The organism is Streptomyces palmae, assembly GCF_004684805.1.
In the GTDB taxonomy this organism is placed as follows: domain Bacteria; phylum Actinomycetota; class Actinomycetes; order Streptomycetales; family Streptomycetaceae; genus Streptomyces; species Streptomyces palmae.
The window spans coordinates 1-16,508 of record NZ_SRID01000133.1 but is presented as its reverse complement, the minus strand read 5'-3'; the positions used below and the strand labels follow the sequence as shown (position 1 = coordinate 16,508).

Genomic DNA, 16,508 nt, shown 5'->3' with positions numbered 1-16,508 from the left:
GGATCCGCCGCGGGGGCGGGGACGGTGCGGGAGACGGCTGCGGTCATGGGCTCCACCTTGGCGGCCGTTGACCAGTTAGGACAAGCGAGAATTCGTATGGGGTTTCCCGTAGCATCGCTTACATGAATCTCGATCGCCTGCGCACCCTGTACGCCGTGGCCCGGCACGGCTCGGTCACAGGTGCCGCCGACGGCCTGCACATCACCACCTCGGCCGTCTCCCAGCAGCTGTCCAAGCTGGAGCGGGAGACCGGTCAGCAACTGCTGGCGAAGAACGGCCGGGGGGTGCGCCTCACCGACGCCGGCCGGCTGCTCGCCGACCACGCCGCGCGCATCCTCTCCCAGGTCGAACTGGCCCAGTCCGACCTGGAGGCGCAGCGCGGGCAGGCGGTCGGCGAGCTGCTGCTCGGCGCCTTCCCCACCGCCGCGCGCGGGCTGCTCCCGGCCGCGCTCACCGCGCTCCGCGCCGACCACCCGCAGCTGCGCACCCGGCTCCGGGAGATGGAGCCGGACGTCGCGGTGCCCAGCGTGGTGCGCGGCGATGTCGACATCGCCGTGGTCCTCGACTGGTACAACAAGCCGCTGCCGATGCCCGGCGGGCTGGTCAAGGCCGCGCTGATGGACGACCCGGCCGATGTGGCGCTCCCCGCCGACCACCCGCTCGCCGACCGCGCGGAGGTGTCCCTGGAGGAGCTGGCCGGCGACGAGTGGATCTCCTGGCCCAACGGGTTCTGCTACGACTGGCTGATGTTCACCCTGCGCGGCAAGGGCGTCGAGCCGCGCATCTCGCACACCGCCGAGGAGCACCACACCCAGCTGGCGCTGATCGCCGCCGGGCTCGGCGTCGCCGTCGCCCCCCGGCTGGGGCGCGGCCCGGTGCCGGAGGGGGTGCGCACGGTGCCGGTCCGGCACACCATGCGCCGGCACATCTACGCGATCTGGCGCACCGACGCGGACCGCAGGCCCTCCATCCGGGCCGCGATCGAAGCACTGCGCACCGCCGGCGCGGCGCTCGGCGACTGAGGGGCGCGCCGGTCGTACGGGCCCCCGGCCCGCGGGGCGACCGGGGCGAGCCGTCGCGCTCGGCGGGCGCCGACGGCCCCTGGCGGTGGGCGTGAACCGGGCGAACCGCCTGGCACCCCTGGGCCCTTCGGCCCGCCGGGCCGGACCAGCCGCCCCGGGGTGGCGGGGGCGGTCGGCGCGCTCGTACCCCGCCGCCCGAGGGCCCGTACGTCCCGGGCTCAGGGCCGCGCCGGTGGGGGCTCGGGGATCCTGCGGAAGTCCCAGGAGACGACCGTCCGCGGGGCCAGCCGCAACCAGCCGTGCCGCCCGTCGTGCGGCAGGGTGTCCAGGCCGAAGTACTTGGCGGCGAACAACCGCTCCGGCGCGTCCAGCTCGGGACAGGGCGCGCCGGTACGCGGGGCCTCGCCGACCGGCCGGACGGTACCGCCCAGCTCGACCCCGCGCAGCTCCCCGTACTCGGTCCCGTCGTCCACGATCACCGCGATCCGCGGATCGCGGCGCAGCTCGGCCCAGCGCCGGCTGCGCACCAGCGAGTAGAGCCACAGCGCGGTGCCGTCCCAGGCGAACCACAGCGCGCTGACGTGCGGGCGCCCGTCGGAGCCGACCGTCGCCACCCGGCAGGTCCGCTGGGCCGCCAGGTACGTGTCCAGCTCCTCGGCGCTCATCATGATCCGCCGGCCGCGCCGCTGGGCGGATGCCATCGGGCTCACCTCCGTCGCCTGACGCCCTGTCAGGAGTGCGCCACGAGCATGCTGCGGCTGCCGTGGGGGCGCAAGCCCCGCAAGCCCCGCGGGCCCCGCCGCCCGGTGCGAGGAGGTGCGGTGCCCCGCCCCCGGGGTCCGCGGACCCCGCCCGGGCCGCCGTCAGCCTTCGGCCACCAGCTCACGGGCCAGGCGGACCAGGGCCGGGATCGCCGGATGGGCCGGAACGCCCTGGCGCCAGGCCAGCACCACGGGCACCGGTGGCGCGTCCGTCAGGGGGCGGTAGGCGATCGTGGGATGGCTGTGCAGGCCCGGCGTCGCCGTGGTGGAGATGCCCACCGCCCGGCCTGCCGCGATGGCCGTCAGCCACTCGTCCGTGTTGGTCACCTCGATGGTCTTCGCCGGGCGCGCCGCGGCGGGCCACAGGTCCAGGGTGGTGGTGCCGGCCACCGTGTTCAGGGCGAGCGGCCAGTCGGCCAGGTCCGCCAGGGTGAGGGCGCCGCGCTCGGAGAGGACGCTGTCCGCGGGCACCACGGCCACCCGCCCCTCCTCCAAGAGCAGCTCGGTGACCAGACCCGGCGCCGCCACCTCGCCGCGCAGCAGCGCGATGTCCACCCTGCCCCGGGTGAGGCCGGCCGTGCGGTCGTCGACCCGCAGAAGTCTCAGCGGCACCTCGGGATGCTCCCGGTCCCAGCGGCGCAGCAGCGGGACGGTGAGGTCCCCGAGCGCGGCCCAGGGGTGGCCCAGGCGGATCGGGAGGGCCGTCAGCGAGCGCGGGTCGAAGGCCGCCTCGGCGGCGGCCAGCGCGGCGGCGGCCTTGTCGTGGAAGGTCCGGCCCGCCGCGGTGAGTTCCAGATGATGCGTGGAGCGGTCGACGAGGCGTACGCCCAGATGCGCCTCGAGCTGGCGCAGCGTACGGGACAGGGCGGGCTGGCCGATGTGCAGCCGGGCCGCGGCGCCGGTGATCGTGCCTTCCCGCGCGATGGCGAGGAAGGCCCGCAGGTGGCGCAGCTCCATGGTCATGCCTGCCAAGCATAACGGCGGTTCAGTCGGCATTTCACCTCCGGCGGGCGGCTTCCTAAGGTGAGGGCCATGACACAGGTGAGGGCCCAGGCGGCCACCGGAGGATCACCCTCCACGGCCGGGCGGCACACAGCGGCGACCGGCCGCGTCCGCGGGGCGGACGCCCCGACCGGCGGCGGCAGCCTCGGCGGCATCGGACTGGTACTGGCCGGCACCCTCTCGGTGCAGTTCGGTTCGGCGGTCGCCGCTCTGCTCTTCCCGCGCGCCGGGGCCCTGGGCGTGGTGGCGCTGCGGGTGACCATCGCGGCCGTGCTGCTGTCGGTCCTGTGCCGTCCCCGGTGGCGCGGCCACAGCCGTACCGACTGGGCCGTCGTCCTCGCCTTCGGGCTGGCGCTCGGCGGCATGAACATCCTCTTCTACCAGGCGATCGACCGGATCCCGCTGGGCCCGGCGGTGACGCTGGAGGTCCTCGGGCCCCTCGCGCTGTCCGTGGTCGCCGCGCGCCGGGCCATGAGCCTGGTCTGGGCCGGCCTGGCGCTGGCCGGTGTCGTCCTGCTCGGGCGGGACGGTTTCGACCAGCTGAACGCGGCCGGCGCCGCCTTCGCGCTCGGCGCGGGCGCCCTGTGGGCGGTGTACATCGTCTTCAACTCCCGGGCCGGGGCACGCTTCCCGCGCCTGGACGGGCTCGCGCTGGCGATGGCCGTGGCCGCCCTGGTCAGCCTGCCGCTGGGCATCGGTTCCGCGGGAGGCAGGCTGCTGGAGCCGGAGGTGCTCGGGCTGGGACTGGCGGTGGCGCTGCTCTCCTCGGGGCTGCCCTACACCCTGGAGCTGCTGGCGCTGCGCCGTCTGCCGGCCGCGACCTTCGCGGTGCTGATGAGCCTGGCCCCGGCGGTCGCGGCACTGGCGGGACTGCTGGTCCTGCACCAGAAGCTGTCGCTGTGGCAGTGCCTGGCGATCGCGCTGGTGGTGGCGGCCAGCGCCGGGGCGGTACGGACGAGGGCGAAGGGCTGAGAGGACCCAAGCCCTCAGGGCGCGGGAGGCGGGTGCGAGGGCGCCTGGGGTGGAGGTGTCTTCCCGTCACGCGCGGTCCCGGCCCCGGACCGCTGGGCCGGAAGACAACCGCTACGTCTCCACTGCTGGGCAGGGTGCCGCCGTCCGACGCCCCACGATCCCCGCCCCGAGCCTTCGAGCCGTCCTCGGGTCGTCCGCTCACCGGCCGAGGGCGTTCTCGAGCTCCTCCTTGCTCATCTTGGAGCGGCCGTGGATGTTGCGCTGCTTGGCCTCGTTGTACAGCTGCTCCTTCGTCGGCCCCTCGGCCCCGCTGTGGGAGCGCTGTCCGCCGCGCCGGGAGGAGGACATGTCCTCGACCGAACTGCGGCTGGCCGTCTTGGACTCACCGTGCCGGGCCCGTTCCTTGTTGACCGTGCGGGACGCGATCTCCTTGGCGCGCTTCTCGCTCTCACCGCGCTCCCGCGCACTGTCCTTGATGTGCTCGTACTGGCGTTCCCGCTTGGGGCTCGATCCGCGGGGCATGGGCACTCACTCCTCCGGTGACACTCCTCCGGTGGTCACGGGGGCGGGTACCCCGGACGCGGGGAGTCAACCCGGACGCGGGAGGCGCGCCCTCGCCCGCCCGGCCGCCCGCCGCACTCCATGGGCGACGGTGCCGAGGCGGTGCGCGACCTGCTGCTGGCGGCTCCGGCTCCGCGCGCGGTCGTCGAACCGGCCGTGCGAGCCGAAGTCCCGCGCGGAGTCCGCCGCGTCGAACAGGTCGTCCGGTTCGCCGCCGGGGCGGGGCTCCTCGGTCTGCTGGGAGTCGAAGCCGGTACGGGCCAGGTAGCGGTCGAGCAGGCCCGGCGCGATCGCGTTCGCCACCAGGGTCGCCACCGTGCTGGTGCCCACCCAGTACTCGCGCCGCCCGGGGTGGTCGGCCGCGTACAGCACGGCGCGGGCGGCGATCTCGGGCTGGTAGATCGGCGGCAGCGGCTGGGCGCGCCGGGGCAGGCGGGAGCGGACCCAGTCGAACTGCGGGGTGTTCACCGCCGGCATCTGCACCATCGTGGTCCGCACCCGGGTGCCGCCGGCCAGCAGTTCGCAGCGGAGCGCCTCGTGCCAGCCCTGGATGGCGTGCTTGGCGCCGCTGTAGGCACTCTGCAGCGGGATACCGCGGTAGGCGATCGCCGAGCCGACCTGGACGACCACCCCCGCGTCGCGCGGCAGCATCCGGCGCAGTGCGGCCTGGGTGGCGTACACGTACCCGAGATAGGTGACCTCGGTGACGCGCCGGAACTCCTCCGGGGTGATCTCCATGAACGGGGCGAAGACGGAGGTGAAGGCGTCGTTGACCCATACGTCGATGGGGCCGAGATCCTCCTCGGCGCGCTGGGCCGCCGCCTCCACCGCCCGCGGGTCGGCCACGTCCGCCTCGATGGCGATCACCTGGGCGGCGCCGGCCTGTTCGGCCTCGCGCACCGCACCGTCCAGCCCGGCCCGGCCGCGGGCGACCAGGGCGAGCCGGTCTCCCCGGGCCGCGAAGGCGACGGCGCAGGCGCGCCCGATGCCGCCGCTCGCGCCGGTCACCACCACCGTTCGGACGTCGGGATCGTGAAGAGTCATGGGGCGCGGGTTTCCCGCACGGGGGGTCGGCAAACGGCCAAGGCGGCGGCCGCGCGAGGACGCGGTCGTGCCGGGGCGGCCGCGCGAGGGACGGGATCGTGCCGGGGCGGCCGCGCGAGGGACGCGGTCGGCCGCGGCGGCCGTCGGGGTGTCCGTACGGCTCCGTCCCGCACCGGGCCGGCGCGGGGTTTTGTCCGGTGCGTACGGCACGGGCTCCGCGCGCCGAGCCGTGCTCAGCCGCCCCGCAGCGCCCGCCGCCGGTCAGCTCCGGAGGGCGGGCAGGACCCGCTCGCGGTAGGCGTCGAAGAACCGCGCCTGGTCGGGGCCGACCTGCCCGATGTACACCTCGTCGAAGCCGGCCCGGGCGTAGGCGCGCGCCGTCTCCACATGCTCGTCCACCTCGTTCCCGCAGGTGACGGTGGAGGCGACCATGTCGCGGGTGACCAGCTTGGCGGCCTGCTCGAAGTGGGCCGGGGTGGGCAGGACCTGGTTCAGCTCACCGGGCAGCTGCTCGGTCGCCCACACCCGGCGCACCAGGTCGACGGCCGCGTCCCGGTCGTCGCTCCAGCACACCTTCACCCCGCCGACCACCTTCTTGCCCGCGCCACCGCCGTCATGGAACGCGCCCACCAGGTCCGCGTCGGGGGCCATGGTGACGAACCCGTCCCCGACGCGCCCGGCCAGCTCGGCGGCCTTCGGCCCGAACGCCGACACCAGGATCGGCAGCGGCTCCTCGGGCACGGTGTACAGCTGGGCGTTCTCGACCGTGTAGTGCCGGCCGCGGTGGCTGACCTGACGGCCGGTGAGCAGCCGCCGCATCACCTCGACCGCCTCCTCCAGCATCTCGGCACGCACCTCGAACGGCGGCCAGCGGTCGCCGTGGATGTGCTCGTTCAACGCCTCACCGGAGCCGACACCGAGGGCGAACCGGCCGCCCAGCAGCACGCTGGAGGTGGCGGCGGCCTGCGCGGTCACCGCCGGGTGCAGCCGGACCGTCGGACAGGTCACCAGCGTGGTGACCGGCAGGTCCACCGCCTGCGACAGCGCGCCGATCATCGACCACACGAACGGGCTGTTGCCCTGTGCGCCGATCCACGGATGGAAGTGGTCGGAGATGGCCAGCCGGGTGAACCCCGCCTGTTGCGCGCGCCGGGCCTGGTCGATCAGCTCCGCCGGGCTGAACTCCTCGCACGCCAGGAAGTAGCCGTACTCGGTCATCGGATCCTGCTCCTTTCCGCATGCCTCCGCCCGCGCCCGCCTGCCTTCCCCGCTTCCTCCTCCCGGCCGCACGTCAGTCGGACGTCGCAGAGGGTCCGTGTGGCGTGCGCCGGCCGCCGATCCTCGCCGGTACCAGGGCGGGCGACACTGGGGTGGCCGCGGTGGTCGTCGGCTCTGGGACGGCCGTGGGGTGTTCGCGTACCCCGGGGGTGGGTGATCCGGTCCACCGACGGCTTCATCCCTGCCTCCCAGCCCTCAGCGTGCCGGTCGGGGTCGGCCCTCTCGGTGCCGGTGGCTCCGAGCCGAGCCCAGGGCACCGCCGCCATGAGCGCGGGCACTCGCGGCCCGCCTTCCTGCCCGTCCCACTATGGGCACCAGCAGCTCGCCGACGCACCTCGGCCGCAGGGCGCGGGCCGTGCCGGAGCGGGGCGTTCTCCGTACCAGGACCTCCGGCGCCGCCCTCCCGGCGCCCGTCACCCGGTGGGCCGAGCCTGACCTGCGCGGAACCGGGGGACACAGAGAGGGTGGTCGAGGAGGGCGGCGGGAGGCCGCCACCCGCGTGCACGGAAGAGGGAGCGCGCGTGGTCGAGGCCCGGTCGAGGAGGGACGGAGCCATGGCGGTGGAACCGGCGCGGACCGAGTACCCGCCGACCGGCCGCGCCGTCGACGCCGAGGCCGCGGACCTCCGGCGCACCGGCCTCCATCCCGACTTCTGGTACCCGGTCGCCGTGTCCCGCAGCGTGCCGAGGAACTCCGCGCGCGCCGCGGTGTTCGCCGGCGAGCGCATGGCGCTGTACCGCGGCGCCAGCGGGACCGTCTACGCCCTGGAGGACCGGTGCGCTCACCGGCAGGTGCCGTTGAGCATGGGGGTGGTGGAGGGCGAGGCGCTGCGCTGCTGCTACCACGCCTGGGCCTACCGGGGGAACGGGCGCATCTCGCAGATCCCGTACCTGCCCAAGGGGGTGGGCCGGCCGCCCCGCGGCGTGCGCTCCTACCCGGTCCGCGAGGCGTACGGCCTGGTCTTCGTCTTCCCGGGCGACCCCGACAAGGCGGACCGGACCCCCTTCCCCCACCTGCCGGAGTTCGGTTCGCCGCGGTACCGGACCATGACGTTCTCCCGCACGGTGCGCTGCCACTACTCGTTCATGCACGAGAACCTGCTCGACATGAACCACCAGTTCCTGCACCGGGGCGTGCTCGGCAGGATCCGGCCCGAACTGCTGGGGTACGAGACCGGGCCCCGCTCGGTGGAGGCGCGCTACCTGTTCGTCCCCGGGGGCGGCAGGAAGGACCGCGGGGCCGGACTGCTGTCCGCCGAGGGCCTCGGCGGCGGCAGGGACCCCGACCTGATCACCGTCCGTACCGAGTACCCCTACCAGACCCTGCGCGCGGTCCCCGAGAAGACCGGGCGCCCGGCGTTCTCCCTGTGGGTCGTATACGTGCCGGTGGACGCCGAGCAGCGCACCCATCACGCCTACGGCCTGCTCATGATCGCCAAACCGCCGGTGCCGGGGGTCCTGCGGCTGGCCTGGCCGTTGATCCGCCGTTTCGCCGAACGGGTGTTCGCCGAGGATCGGATGGCGGTGGAGGCCGAGCAGCGGGCCTGGGACGAGCAGGGCGCGGACTGGAACCACGAGATCTTCCCCGTGATCCTCGACGTCCGCGAGGTGCTGCGTCGCAACGGCGTCCCCATCCGGCCCGCATCCGGCCGGTGCGGCACCGCCGCGTGCCCCGCCACCGAGCCACCCGGCGAACACCAGCCGCCCGGCTGAACGCCCGGCGCGGACCTCAGAAGGAGGCACCCATGGCCACCGAGGGCCGAGCGGAGACCGGCGGCGGAGCAGGGCCGGCCGGTCGGGCCGGCGCACGGCTCGACGTCCCGGCGCTCGCCCGGGCGCTCGCCGAACACGTCGACGCGGAGGTGCGGTTCGACGCGGGCAGCCGGGGCGCCTATGCCACGGACGGCTCCAACTACCGCCGGCTGCCGATCGGGGTGGTGGTGCCGCGGACGGTGGACGCCGGCGCCGAGGCCGTCGCGGTCTGCGCCCGCTTCGGGGCGCCGGTGCTCTCCCGCGGCGGCGGGACCAGCCTGGCCGGCCAGTGCACCAACACGGCCGTGGTCCTCGACTGGACGAAGTACTGCGACCGGCTGCTGTCCGTCGACCCCGCGCAGCGCACCTGCGTGGTGGAGCCGGGCCTGGTCCTGGACGAACTCAACCGGAAGCTCTCCGGCCACCGGCTGAAGTTCGGCCCCAAACCCTCCACCCACAGCCACTGCTCGCTCGGGGGCATGATCGGCAACAACTCCTGCGGAGCCTCCGCCCAGGCGTACGGCAAGACGGTGGACAACGTGCGGCGCCTGGAGATCCTCACCTACGACGGCACCCGGTGCTGGGTGGGGCCCACCTCCGAGGAGGAGTTCCAGGCCATCGTGGGCGCCGGCGGCCGCCGGGCGGAGTTGTACCAGGGCCTGCGGGGCATCGCCGACCGCTATCTGGGGGACATCCGGCGCGGGTTCCCGGCCATCCCCCGCCGCGTCTCCGGCTACAACCTGGACTCCCTGCTTCCGGAGAACGGATTCGACCTGGCCAGGGCCCTGGTCGGGAGCGAGGGCACGCTGGTCACCGTACTGCGGGCGGAGCTGGACCTGGTGCCGGTGCCGCCCTGCGACGCGATCCTGGTGCTCGGCTACAGCGACATCTGCGCGGCGGCCGACGACGTGCCGCGGCTGCTGGAGCACAGCAGCCCCACCCAACTGGAGGCGCTGGACGGGCGGATGGCCCAGCTGATGCGCGAGGAGCACGCCTATCTGGAGTCCCTGGACCAGTTCCCCTCCGGGGACAGCTGGCTGCTGCTCCAGTTCAGCGGCGACACCCAGGAGGACGTCGACCAGCAGGCACGGGACCTGCTGAGCCGGATCGGCCGGAGCGAGGACGACGGCACGGTGTCGTTCTCGGACGACACGGCCCGGGAGCAGCGGATGCTCAAGGCCCGCGAGGCGGGGCTGGGGGTGACCGCGCGGCCACCGGACGGCCGGGACACCTGGGAGGGCTGGGAGGACTCCGCGGTGCCCCCGGACCGGCTGGGGGACTACCTGCGCGACCTGAAGAAGCTGTTCGCCGAGTTCGGATACGGGCACCCCTCGCTCTACGGGCACTTCGGCCAGGGCTGTGTGCACACCCGCATCCCCTTCGAGCTCAAGCGGGCCGAGGGCGTGGCGGCGTTCCGCGACTTCGTGGAGCGGGCCGCCGACCTGGTCGCGTCCTACGGGGGCTCCCTCTCCGGCGAACACGGGGACGGGCAGGCGCGGGGCGAGCTGCTGTCCCGGATGTTCGGCGACCGGCTGGTGGCCGCCTTCGGGGAGATGAAGGCCCTGTTCGATCCCGACAACCGGATGAACCCCGGCAAGGTCGTGGCCCCCGCGGGGGTGGACGAGCACCTGAGACTGGGGCCCCGCTGGCGGCCCCGCGCCCACCGGACGCAGTTCGGGTACCCGGAGGACGGCCACTCCTTCACCCGCGCGGTGATGCGGTGTGTGGGGATCGGCAACTGCCGCAGCCACAGCGGGGGAGTGATGTGCCCCTCCTACCGGGCGACCGGGGAGGAGGAGCACTCCACCCGCGGCCGGGCCCGGCTGCTGTTCGAGATGCTGGCCGGACACGCCGACTCGGCGGTGACCGACGGCTGGCGCTCCACGGCGGTCCGCGACGCCCTCGACCTCTGCCTGGCCTGCAAGGGCTGCAAGTCCGACTGCCCGGTCGGGGTGGACATGGCCACCTACAAGGCCGAGTTCCTGGCACACCACTACGCCGGGCGGCCGCGGCCGGTCGCGCACTACTCGATGGGCTGGCTCCCGCTGTGGGCGCGCCTGTCCCGGATCGCCCCGCGGGCGGCGAACGCGGTGCTGCACGCGCCAGGCCTGGCCCGGCTCGGCAAGGCCGCGGCGGGGGTGGCGGCGCGGCGGGAGGTCCCGGTGCTCGCCGAGGAGTCGTTCGTCCAGTGGTGGCGGCGGCGCGGCACCCCGGAACCGGACCCCGCCGACCCCCGCGCGGTCCTCCTGTGGCCCGACACCTTCAGCTCCTACTTCCACCCCAACATCGCCATCTCGGCGGTGTCCGTGCTGGAGGACGCGGGATTCCGGGTGGCGGTGCCGACCCGTGCCGTGTGCTGCGGGCTGACCTTGATCTCCACCGGTCAACTGGCCACCGCCAAACGGGTCCTGACCCGCACCGTGGACGTGCTGCGGCCGTGGATCGCCGCCGGCACCCCCATCGTCGGCCTGGAACCCTCGTGCACCGCGGTCTTCCGCGCCGACGCCCCGGAGCTGCTGCCCGAGGACCAGGACGTCGAGCGACTGGCCCGGCAGTTCCGGACCCTGTCCGAGCTGCTGGTGAACGACGCCCCCCACTGGCGGCCCCCGCGGCTCACCCGGGCCGCCACCGTGCAGACCCACTGCCACCAGCACGCGGTGCTGGGCTACGACGCCGACCGGGAACTGCTGCGGCGCGCGGGCCTGGACGCGGACGTCCTGGACGCCGGCTGCTGCGGGCTGGCCGGCAACTTCGGCTTCGAACGGGACCACTACCCGCTGTCGATGGCCGTCGGCGAACAAGGGGTGCTGCCCGCGGTACGGGCCACCGCCCCCAGCGCGCTGGTGCTGGCGGACGGATTCAGCTGCCGCACCCAGATCGAGCAGGGCGGCACCGGCCGGCGCGCCCTCCACCTGGCCGAGGCGCTGGCGCTCGGCCTGGGCGGACCGCAGCCGGCGGACCACCCGGAGAAGGCCGTCCCGCGCCCCGCGGTGTCCCCGCGTGACGCCCGGCTGGCCGCCGCGGCGGCCCTCACCACCGCCGGCGCGCTGGCCGCGGGCGGCTACCTGCTGGCACGCCGCCGTGGATGACCGGGTCGCGGCCCCGGCCCGGCCCCGACCAGGCCGGTACGCCGCGGTGCCGAACGGAACGCCGGCTCCCGGCACGGGCGCCGAAGCCGGGAGCGCCGACCGACGCGCTCGTCCGAGCAAGAGAGTCGAAAGGAACCCACCGTGTCGATGAAGGTCTCCGACTTCGTCCTCCAGCGACTGCGCGAGTGGGGGGTCGAGCATGTCTTCGCCTACGCGGGCGACGGCATCAACGGCCTCCTCGCCGCCTGGGGGCGGGCCGACAACAAGCCGGTGTTCGTCCAGGCCCGGCACGAGGAGATGGCCGCGTTCGAAGCGGTCGGCTACGCGAAGTTCTCCGGGCGCGTCGGGGTCTGCGCGGCGACCTCAGGACCGGGGGCGATCCACCTGCTCAACGGCCTCTACGACGCCAAACTCGACCACGTCCCGGTGGTGGCCATCGTGGGCCAGACCAACCGCAGCGCGATGGGCGGCTCCTACCAGCAGGAGGTCGACCTGCTGAGCCTCTACAAGGACGTCGCCTCGGAGTTCTGCGAGATGGTCACCGTCCCGGAGCAGCTGCCCAACGTCCTCGACCGGGCGATGCGTACCGCCGCCACCCGGCGCACGGTGACGGCCGTCATCATCCCGGCCGACGTCCAGGAGCTGGACTACTCGCCGCCGGAGCACGCCTTCAAGATGGTGCCCTCCAGCCTCGGGGTCGCCGACTTCGCACCCGTCCCCGCCGCCGCGGAGATCACCCGCGCCGCGGAACTCCTCAACAAGGGGGAGAAGGTCGCCGTCCTCATCGGGCAGGGCGCCCGCGGGGCCCGCGCGGAGGTCGAACAGCTCGCCGACCTCCTCGGCGCCGGGGTGGCCAAGGCACTGCTCGGCAAGGACGCCCTCCCCGACGACCTGCCCTATGTCACCGGCGCCATCGGGCTGCTGGGGACCCGCCCCTCGTACGAGCTGATGCGGGACTGCGACACCCTGCTGGTGGTGGGCTCCAGCTTCCCGTACACCCAGTTCCTGCCGGAACTCGACCAGGCCCGGGCGGTGCAGATCGACATCGACCCCTCGATGGTCGGGCTGCGCTACCCCTTCGAGGTCAACCTGGTCGGCGACGCCCGCGAGACCCTCCGGGCCCTGCTGCCCCAGCTCAAGCGCAAGAAGCACGGCACCTGGCGGGAGAAGATCGAGAAGGACACCACCCGCTGGTGGGAGGTGATGGAGCGGCGCGCCGCCGTGCCGGCCGACCCGATCAACCCCGAGTACGTGGTGCACGCCCTGGACCCGCTGCTGCCCGAGGACGTGATCCTGGCCGCCGACTCCGGCTCCGCGGCCAACTGGTACGCCCGCCACCTGCGGATGCGCGGCTCGATGCGCGGCTCGCTCTCCGGCACGCTGGCCACCATGGGGCCCGGGGTGCCCTACGCCATCGGGGCCAAGTTCGCCCACCCCGAGCGGCCCGCCCTGGCCATCGTGGGGGACGGCGCCATGCAGATGAACGGCATGGCCGAACTCATCACCGCGGCCAAGTACTGGCGGGACTGGCGCGACCCCAGACTGATCGTCGCGGTCCTCAACAACCAGGACCTCAACCAGGTCACCTGGGAGATGCGCGCCATGTCCGGCGCCCCCCAGTTCCTGCCCTCGCAGGCGATCCCGGACGTCCCCTACGCCGACTTCGCCCGCTCCATCGGGCTGGACGGCGTGCGGGTTCAGGAGCCCGGCGCGGTGGAGGCCGCCTGGCGGCAGGCGCTGGGCGCCGACCGGCCCTTCGTGATCGACTTCCGTACCGATCCGGCCGTCCCGCCCATCCCCCCGCACGCCACCCTGGACCAGATCGAGGCCGCGGCGCTGGCCGTCTTCAAGGGCGACCCCGACCGCAGCGACATGATCCGGCAGGGATTCAAGGCCAAGGTGCAGGAGATGCTCCCCGGCCACCGGACCAAGGGGAGCGGGGGCCACAAGGGCCGGTCGGCCACGTGAGCGCCGGGGCATACGCCGAACCCCCGGCGGATGCCGTGGAGGCCGCCGCCTACACCGTCCCCACCGACGGCCCGGAAGGCGACGGCACCCTCACCTGGGACACCACCACCCTGGTGGTCGCCACGGTGCGCAGCGGCGAGGTGACCGGCCTCGGCTACACCTACGGAGCCCCGGCGACGGCGCAGGTGATCCGGGAGCACCTGGCCGGCGTCATCGCCGGCCGGTGCGTCTGGGACGTGCCCGCCCTGCACGAGGCGATGAGCCGCTCGGTGCGCAACGACGGCCGGCCCGGCCTGGTCGCCGGCGCCCTGTCCGCCGTCGACATCGCCCTGTGGGACCTCAAGGCGCGCCTGCTGGGCCTGCCCCTGGTCAGACTGCTCGGCGCCTGCCGCGACCGGGTGCCGGTCTACGGCAGCGGGGGCTTCACCACCTACGACGACCAGCGGCAGGACCGCCAGCTGCGCGGCTGGGTCGAGGAGCAGGGCATCCCCCGCGTCAAGATCAAGATCGGGGAGTCCTGGGGCCGGGCCGAGGGACGGGACCGCGAACGCGTCGCGCGGGCCCGCCGCAGCATCGGGGACAGCGCCGAACTCTACGTCGACGCCAACGGCGCCTACCGGCACAAGCAGGCCATCCGGCTCGGCGCCTGGCTGCACGACCACGCCGTCACCTGGTTCGAGGAACCCGTCTCCTCCGACGACCTGGCGGGCCTGTCCCGGATCCGCCAGGCCGTCACGATGGACGTGACGGCCGGCGAGTACGGCTACACCCTCCCCTACTTCCAGCAGATGCTCGGCGCCCAGGCGGTGGACTGCCTGCAGATCGACGCCACCCGCTGCGGCGGCATCACCACCTGGCTGCGCGCCGCCGCCCTGGCGCACGCCGCCGGGCTGGAGGTCTCCGGCCACTGCGCCCCGCACGCGCACGCCCACGCGGCGGCGGCCATCCCCAACCTGCGGCACCTGGAGTGGTTCCACGACCACACCCGGATCGAGGCCCTGCTGTTCGACGGAGTCCTCAACCCCCAGGGCGGGCAGCTGCGCCCGAGCCCGGGAGACGGCGCACCGCCCGGCCATGGACTGGCGCTGCGCACCGGCGAGGCGGAGAGGTACCGCACCGGATGACCCACGGAGAGGCATGAGCACCCGTCCGCCGCGGCCCGACCCCGGCGGCTGCCCGCCGCAGCCGCTGCGCTCCTACGCCCTGCTGGCCGACGGCGAGCGCGGCGCCCTGGTCGGCCCGCGGGGCGAGATCTGCTGGCTGTGTGCCCCGCGGTGGCATGACGACGCCGTCTTCTCCACCCTCATCGGCGGCACCGGCGGGTACGCGGTGACCCCGCGGGGACGGTTCGTGGCGGGCGGCTACTACGAGGCGGACTCGCTGATCTGGCGCAGCCGCTGGATCACCCAGGACGGCATCGTGGAGTGCCGCGAGGCCCTGGCCTTCCCCGGCGAGCCCGGGCGGCTGGTGCTGCTCCGGCAGGTACGGGCCCTCAGGGCGCCGGCCGCTGTGGGCATCGTGCTGGAGCCCGCCGCCGGATACGGCGCGCAACCGCTGCGGGAGGCCCGCCGGGACGACGCGGGGGTGTGGTCGGCGCGCGTCGGCGGCCTGCACCTGCGGTGGTCGGGAGGCGGGCAGGCCCAGGTGGCGGAGACCGGCCAGGGGAGCCGGGCACTCCTCGCGGAGCTGCGGCTGCCCGCCGGCGGCCAGCACGACCTGGTACTGGAGATCGGCACGGACGCACCGCACGGCCCGCCCCCGGACCCCGCCCGCGCCTGGGCCGCCACCGAGCGGGCGTGGGCGGCGCAGGTGCCCCGGTTGGACCAGGCCATCGCGGGCCGCGACGCCCGGCACTCGTACGCCGTACTGCGCGGCCTGACCAGCCGCGGCGGCGGCATGGTGGCGGCGGCCACCACCAGCCTTCCGGAGCGCGCGGAGGCGGGGCGCAACTACGACTACCGCTATGTGTGGATCCGCGACCAGTGCTACGCGGGGCAGGCCTTCGCGGCGGCCGGGGCGCAGGCGCCGCTGGAGGACGCGATCCGCTTCGTCGCGGACCGGCTGCACGAGGACGGCCCCGGGCTGGCGCCCGCCTACACCGTGCACGGCGGCGGGGTACCCGACCCGCGCGGCCTGGATCTGCCGGGCTACCCGGGCGGGTACGACCGGGTCGGCAACCGCGTCAACCGCCAGTTCCAACTGGACTCCTTCGGCGAGGCCCTGCTGCTGTTCGCCGCGGCGGCCCGGCAGGACCGGCTGGACGGCCACGGCCGGCGGGCCGCGGAGATCGCCGCGGACGCCGTCGCCCGGCGGTGGCGGGAGCCGGACGCCGGGATCTGGGAGTTGGAGAACCGGCCGTGGACGCACAGCCGGCTGATCTGCGCGGCCGGACTGCGCGCGCTCGCCGAGGTGGCCCCCGCGACGCGCCGCGCCGCCGACTGGTCCGAGCTGGCCGACACCATCCTGGCCGACACCCGGGCCAACGCCCTGCACCGGCGGGGGCACTGGCAGCGGGCGCCGGAGGACCCCGGGCTGGACGCGGCCCTGCTGCTGCCGCCGCTGCGCGGGCTGCCGGCCGCCGACGACCCGCGGACCCGCGCCACGCTGGAGGCCTACACCGCGGCACTCACCGACGGCCACTACGCCTACCGGTTCCGCCACGACGAACGGCCGCTGGAGGAGGCGGAGGGCGCCTTCCTGCTCTGCGGCTTCGTGATGGCCCTGGCGGAACAGCAGCAGAGGCGCCCGGTGGCCGCGCTGCGCTGGTTCGAACGCAACCGCGCGGCCTGCGGACCACCCGGCCTCTACGCGGAGGAGTACGACATCGCCCAGCGGCAGCTGCGCGGCAACCTGCCCCAGGCCTTCGTCCACGCCCTCATGCTGGAGAGCGCGATCCGGCTGGCGCCGGACGCCACCTGAGGCATCCGCCCCCCCGGGGCGGTGTTCAGCGGCTCGCCGCGGGGCGGGGCCAGGTGCGGTGGTGCCGGTCGATGACGTAGTGGTGGCCGTGGCGCCAGCCGTCCGCGGTGGGGTGGGCGCCGGCGAGGTGGGGGTGGCCGG

At 74.7% G+C, this 16,508-nt stretch carries 12 protein-coding genes; 7 read left to right on the top strand and 5 right to left on the bottom strand.

All coding sequences use genetic code 11. The features are described 5' to 3' along the window. The first annotated feature begins 122 nt into the window (after positions 1 to 122). On the top strand, positions 123 to 1,022 hold the full coding sequence (locus E4099_RS15930) for a LysR family transcriptional regulator (RefSeq protein ID WP_135339724.1): 900 nt from the start codon (positions 123 to 125) through the stop codon (positions 1,020 to 1,022). A 218-nt stretch (positions 1,023 to 1,240) separates the two neighbouring features. Here E4099_RS15930 and E4099_RS15925 read toward each other — a convergent pair whose 3' ends face one another. Next, entirely contained in the window at positions 1,241 to 1,723 is a 483-nt protein-coding gene (locus E4099_RS15925; RefSeq protein ID WP_135339723.1) for a pyridoxamine 5'-phosphate oxidase family protein, read from the bottom strand. Positions 1,724 to 1,885: 162 nt separating this feature from the next. After that, a complete protein-coding gene (locus tag E4099_RS15920; protein WP_135339722.1) occupies positions 1,886 to 2,746 on the bottom strand; it encodes a LysR family transcriptional regulator in 861 nt (286 codons plus the stop codon). Between the two features lie 69 nt (positions 2,747 to 2,815). On the opposite strand from E4099_RS15920, the gene E4099_RS15915 reads away from it, so the two are divergent. Continuing rightward, a complete protein-coding gene (locus E4099_RS15915) occupies positions 2,816 to 3,757 on the top strand; it encodes an EamA family transporter (RefSeq protein WP_135339721.1) in 942 nt (313 codons plus the stop codon). A 198-nt stretch (positions 3,758 to 3,955) separates the two neighbouring features. Here the strand turns inward: E4099_RS15915 and E4099_RS15910 are convergent, their stop codons facing one another. The 3 genes from E4099_RS15910 to E4099_RS15900 form a co-directional block, all read right to left on the bottom strand. Beyond that, complete coding sequence (locus E4099_RS15910) at positions 3,956 to 4,279, bottom strand: plasmid stabilization protein (protein WP_135339720.1); 324 nt, start codon at positions 4,277 to 4,279, stop codon at positions 3,956 to 3,958. Between the two features lie 66 nt (positions 4,280 to 4,345). Then, the gene (locus tag E4099_RS15905) at positions 4,346 to 5,362 is read right to left on the bottom strand and encodes an SDR family oxidoreductase (RefSeq protein WP_135339719.1); all 1,017 of its coding nucleotides are present in this window, start codon (positions 5,360 to 5,362) and stop codon (positions 4,346 to 4,348) included. 261 nt (positions 5,363 to 5,623) lie between these two features. Further along, positions 5,624 to 6,580 (bottom strand): TIGR03557 family F420-dependent LLM class oxidoreductase, encoded by a 957-nt coding sequence (locus E4099_RS15900; protein ID WP_135339718.1) that lies wholly within the window; start codon positions 6,578 to 6,580, stop codon positions 5,624 to 5,626. Positions 6,581 to 7,194: 614 nt separating this feature from the next. Here E4099_RS15900 and E4099_RS15895 point away from each other — a divergent pair. From E4099_RS15895 to E4099_RS15875, 5 genes are all read left to right on the top strand, one after another. Continuing rightward, positions 7,195 to 8,352: an aromatic ring-hydroxylating oxygenase subunit alpha gene (locus E4099_RS15895; RefSeq protein ID WP_135339717.1), complete on the top strand. Its 1,158-nt coding sequence runs from the start codon at positions 7,195 to 7,197 to the stop codon at positions 8,350 to 8,352. Positions 8,353 to 8,384: 32 nt separating this feature from the next. Then, the gene (locus E4099_RS15890; RefSeq protein WP_135339716.1) at positions 8,385 to 11,480 is read left to right on the top strand and encodes an FAD-binding and (Fe-S)-binding domain-containing protein; all 3,096 of its coding nucleotides are present in this window, start codon (positions 8,385 to 8,387) and stop codon (positions 11,478 to 11,480) included. A gap of 147 nt (positions 11,481 to 11,627) precedes the next feature. Next, positions 11,628 to 13,448: a thiamine pyrophosphate-requiring protein gene (locus E4099_RS15885; RefSeq protein ID WP_135339725.1), complete on the top strand. Its 1,821-nt coding sequence runs from the start codon at positions 11,628 to 11,630 to the stop codon at positions 13,446 to 13,448. Beyond that, on the top strand, positions 13,445 to 14,572 hold the full coding sequence (locus tag E4099_RS15880) for an enolase C-terminal domain-like protein (protein ID WP_135339715.1): 1,128 nt from the start codon (positions 13,445 to 13,447) through the stop codon (positions 14,570 to 14,572). The genes E4099_RS15885 and E4099_RS15880 overlap by 4 nt, the downstream gene beginning before the upstream one ends. A 13-nt stretch (positions 14,573 to 14,585) precedes the next feature. After that, positions 14,586 to 16,367: a glycoside hydrolase family 15 protein gene (locus E4099_RS15875; RefSeq protein WP_135339714.1), complete on the top strand. Its 1,782-nt coding sequence runs from the start codon at positions 14,586 to 14,588 to the stop codon at positions 16,365 to 16,367. Positions 16,368 to 16,508: the final 141 nt, after the last annotated feature.

Coding starts and splice junctions, on each gene's coding strand:
- E4099_RS15890 (WP_135339716.1), top strand. CDS start 8,385: ATGGCCACCGAGGGCCGAGCGGAGACCGGCGGCGGAGCAGGGCCGGCC.
- E4099_RS15915 (WP_135339721.1), top strand. CDS start 2,816: ATGACACAGGTGAGGGCCCAGGCGGCCACCGGAGGATCACCCTCCACG.
- E4099_RS15930 (WP_135339724.1), top strand. CDS start 123: ATGAATCTCGATCGCCTGCGCACCCTGTACGCCGTGGCCCGGCACGGC.
- E4099_RS15875 (WP_135339714.1), top strand. CDS start 14,586: ATGAGCACCCGTCCGCCGCGGCCCGACCCCGGCGGCTGCCCGCCGCAG.
- E4099_RS15910 (WP_135339720.1), bottom strand. CDS start 4,279: ATGCCCCGCGGATCGAGCCCCAAGCGGGAACGCCAGTACGAGCACATC.
- E4099_RS15925 (WP_135339723.1), bottom strand. CDS start 1,723: ATGGCATCCGCCCAGCGGCGCGGCCGGCGGATCATGATGAGCGCCGAG.
- E4099_RS15920 (WP_135339722.1), bottom strand. CDS start 2,746: ATGACCATGGAGCTGCGCCACCTGCGGGCCTTCCTCGCCATCGCGCGG.
- E4099_RS15895 (WP_135339717.1), top strand. CDS start 7,195: ATGGCGGTGGAACCGGCGCGGACCGAGTACCCGCCGACCGGCCGCGCC.
- E4099_RS15885 (WP_135339725.1), top strand. CDS start 11,628: ATGAAGGTCTCCGACTTCGTCCTCCAGCGACTGCGCGAGTGGGGGGTC.
- E4099_RS15905 (WP_135339719.1), bottom strand. CDS start 5,362: ATGACTCTTCACGATCCCGACGTCCGAACGGTGGTGGTGACCGGCGCG.
- E4099_RS15900 (WP_135339718.1), bottom strand. CDS start 6,580: ATGACCGAGTACGGCTACTTCCTGGCGTGCGAGGAGTTCAGCCCGGCG.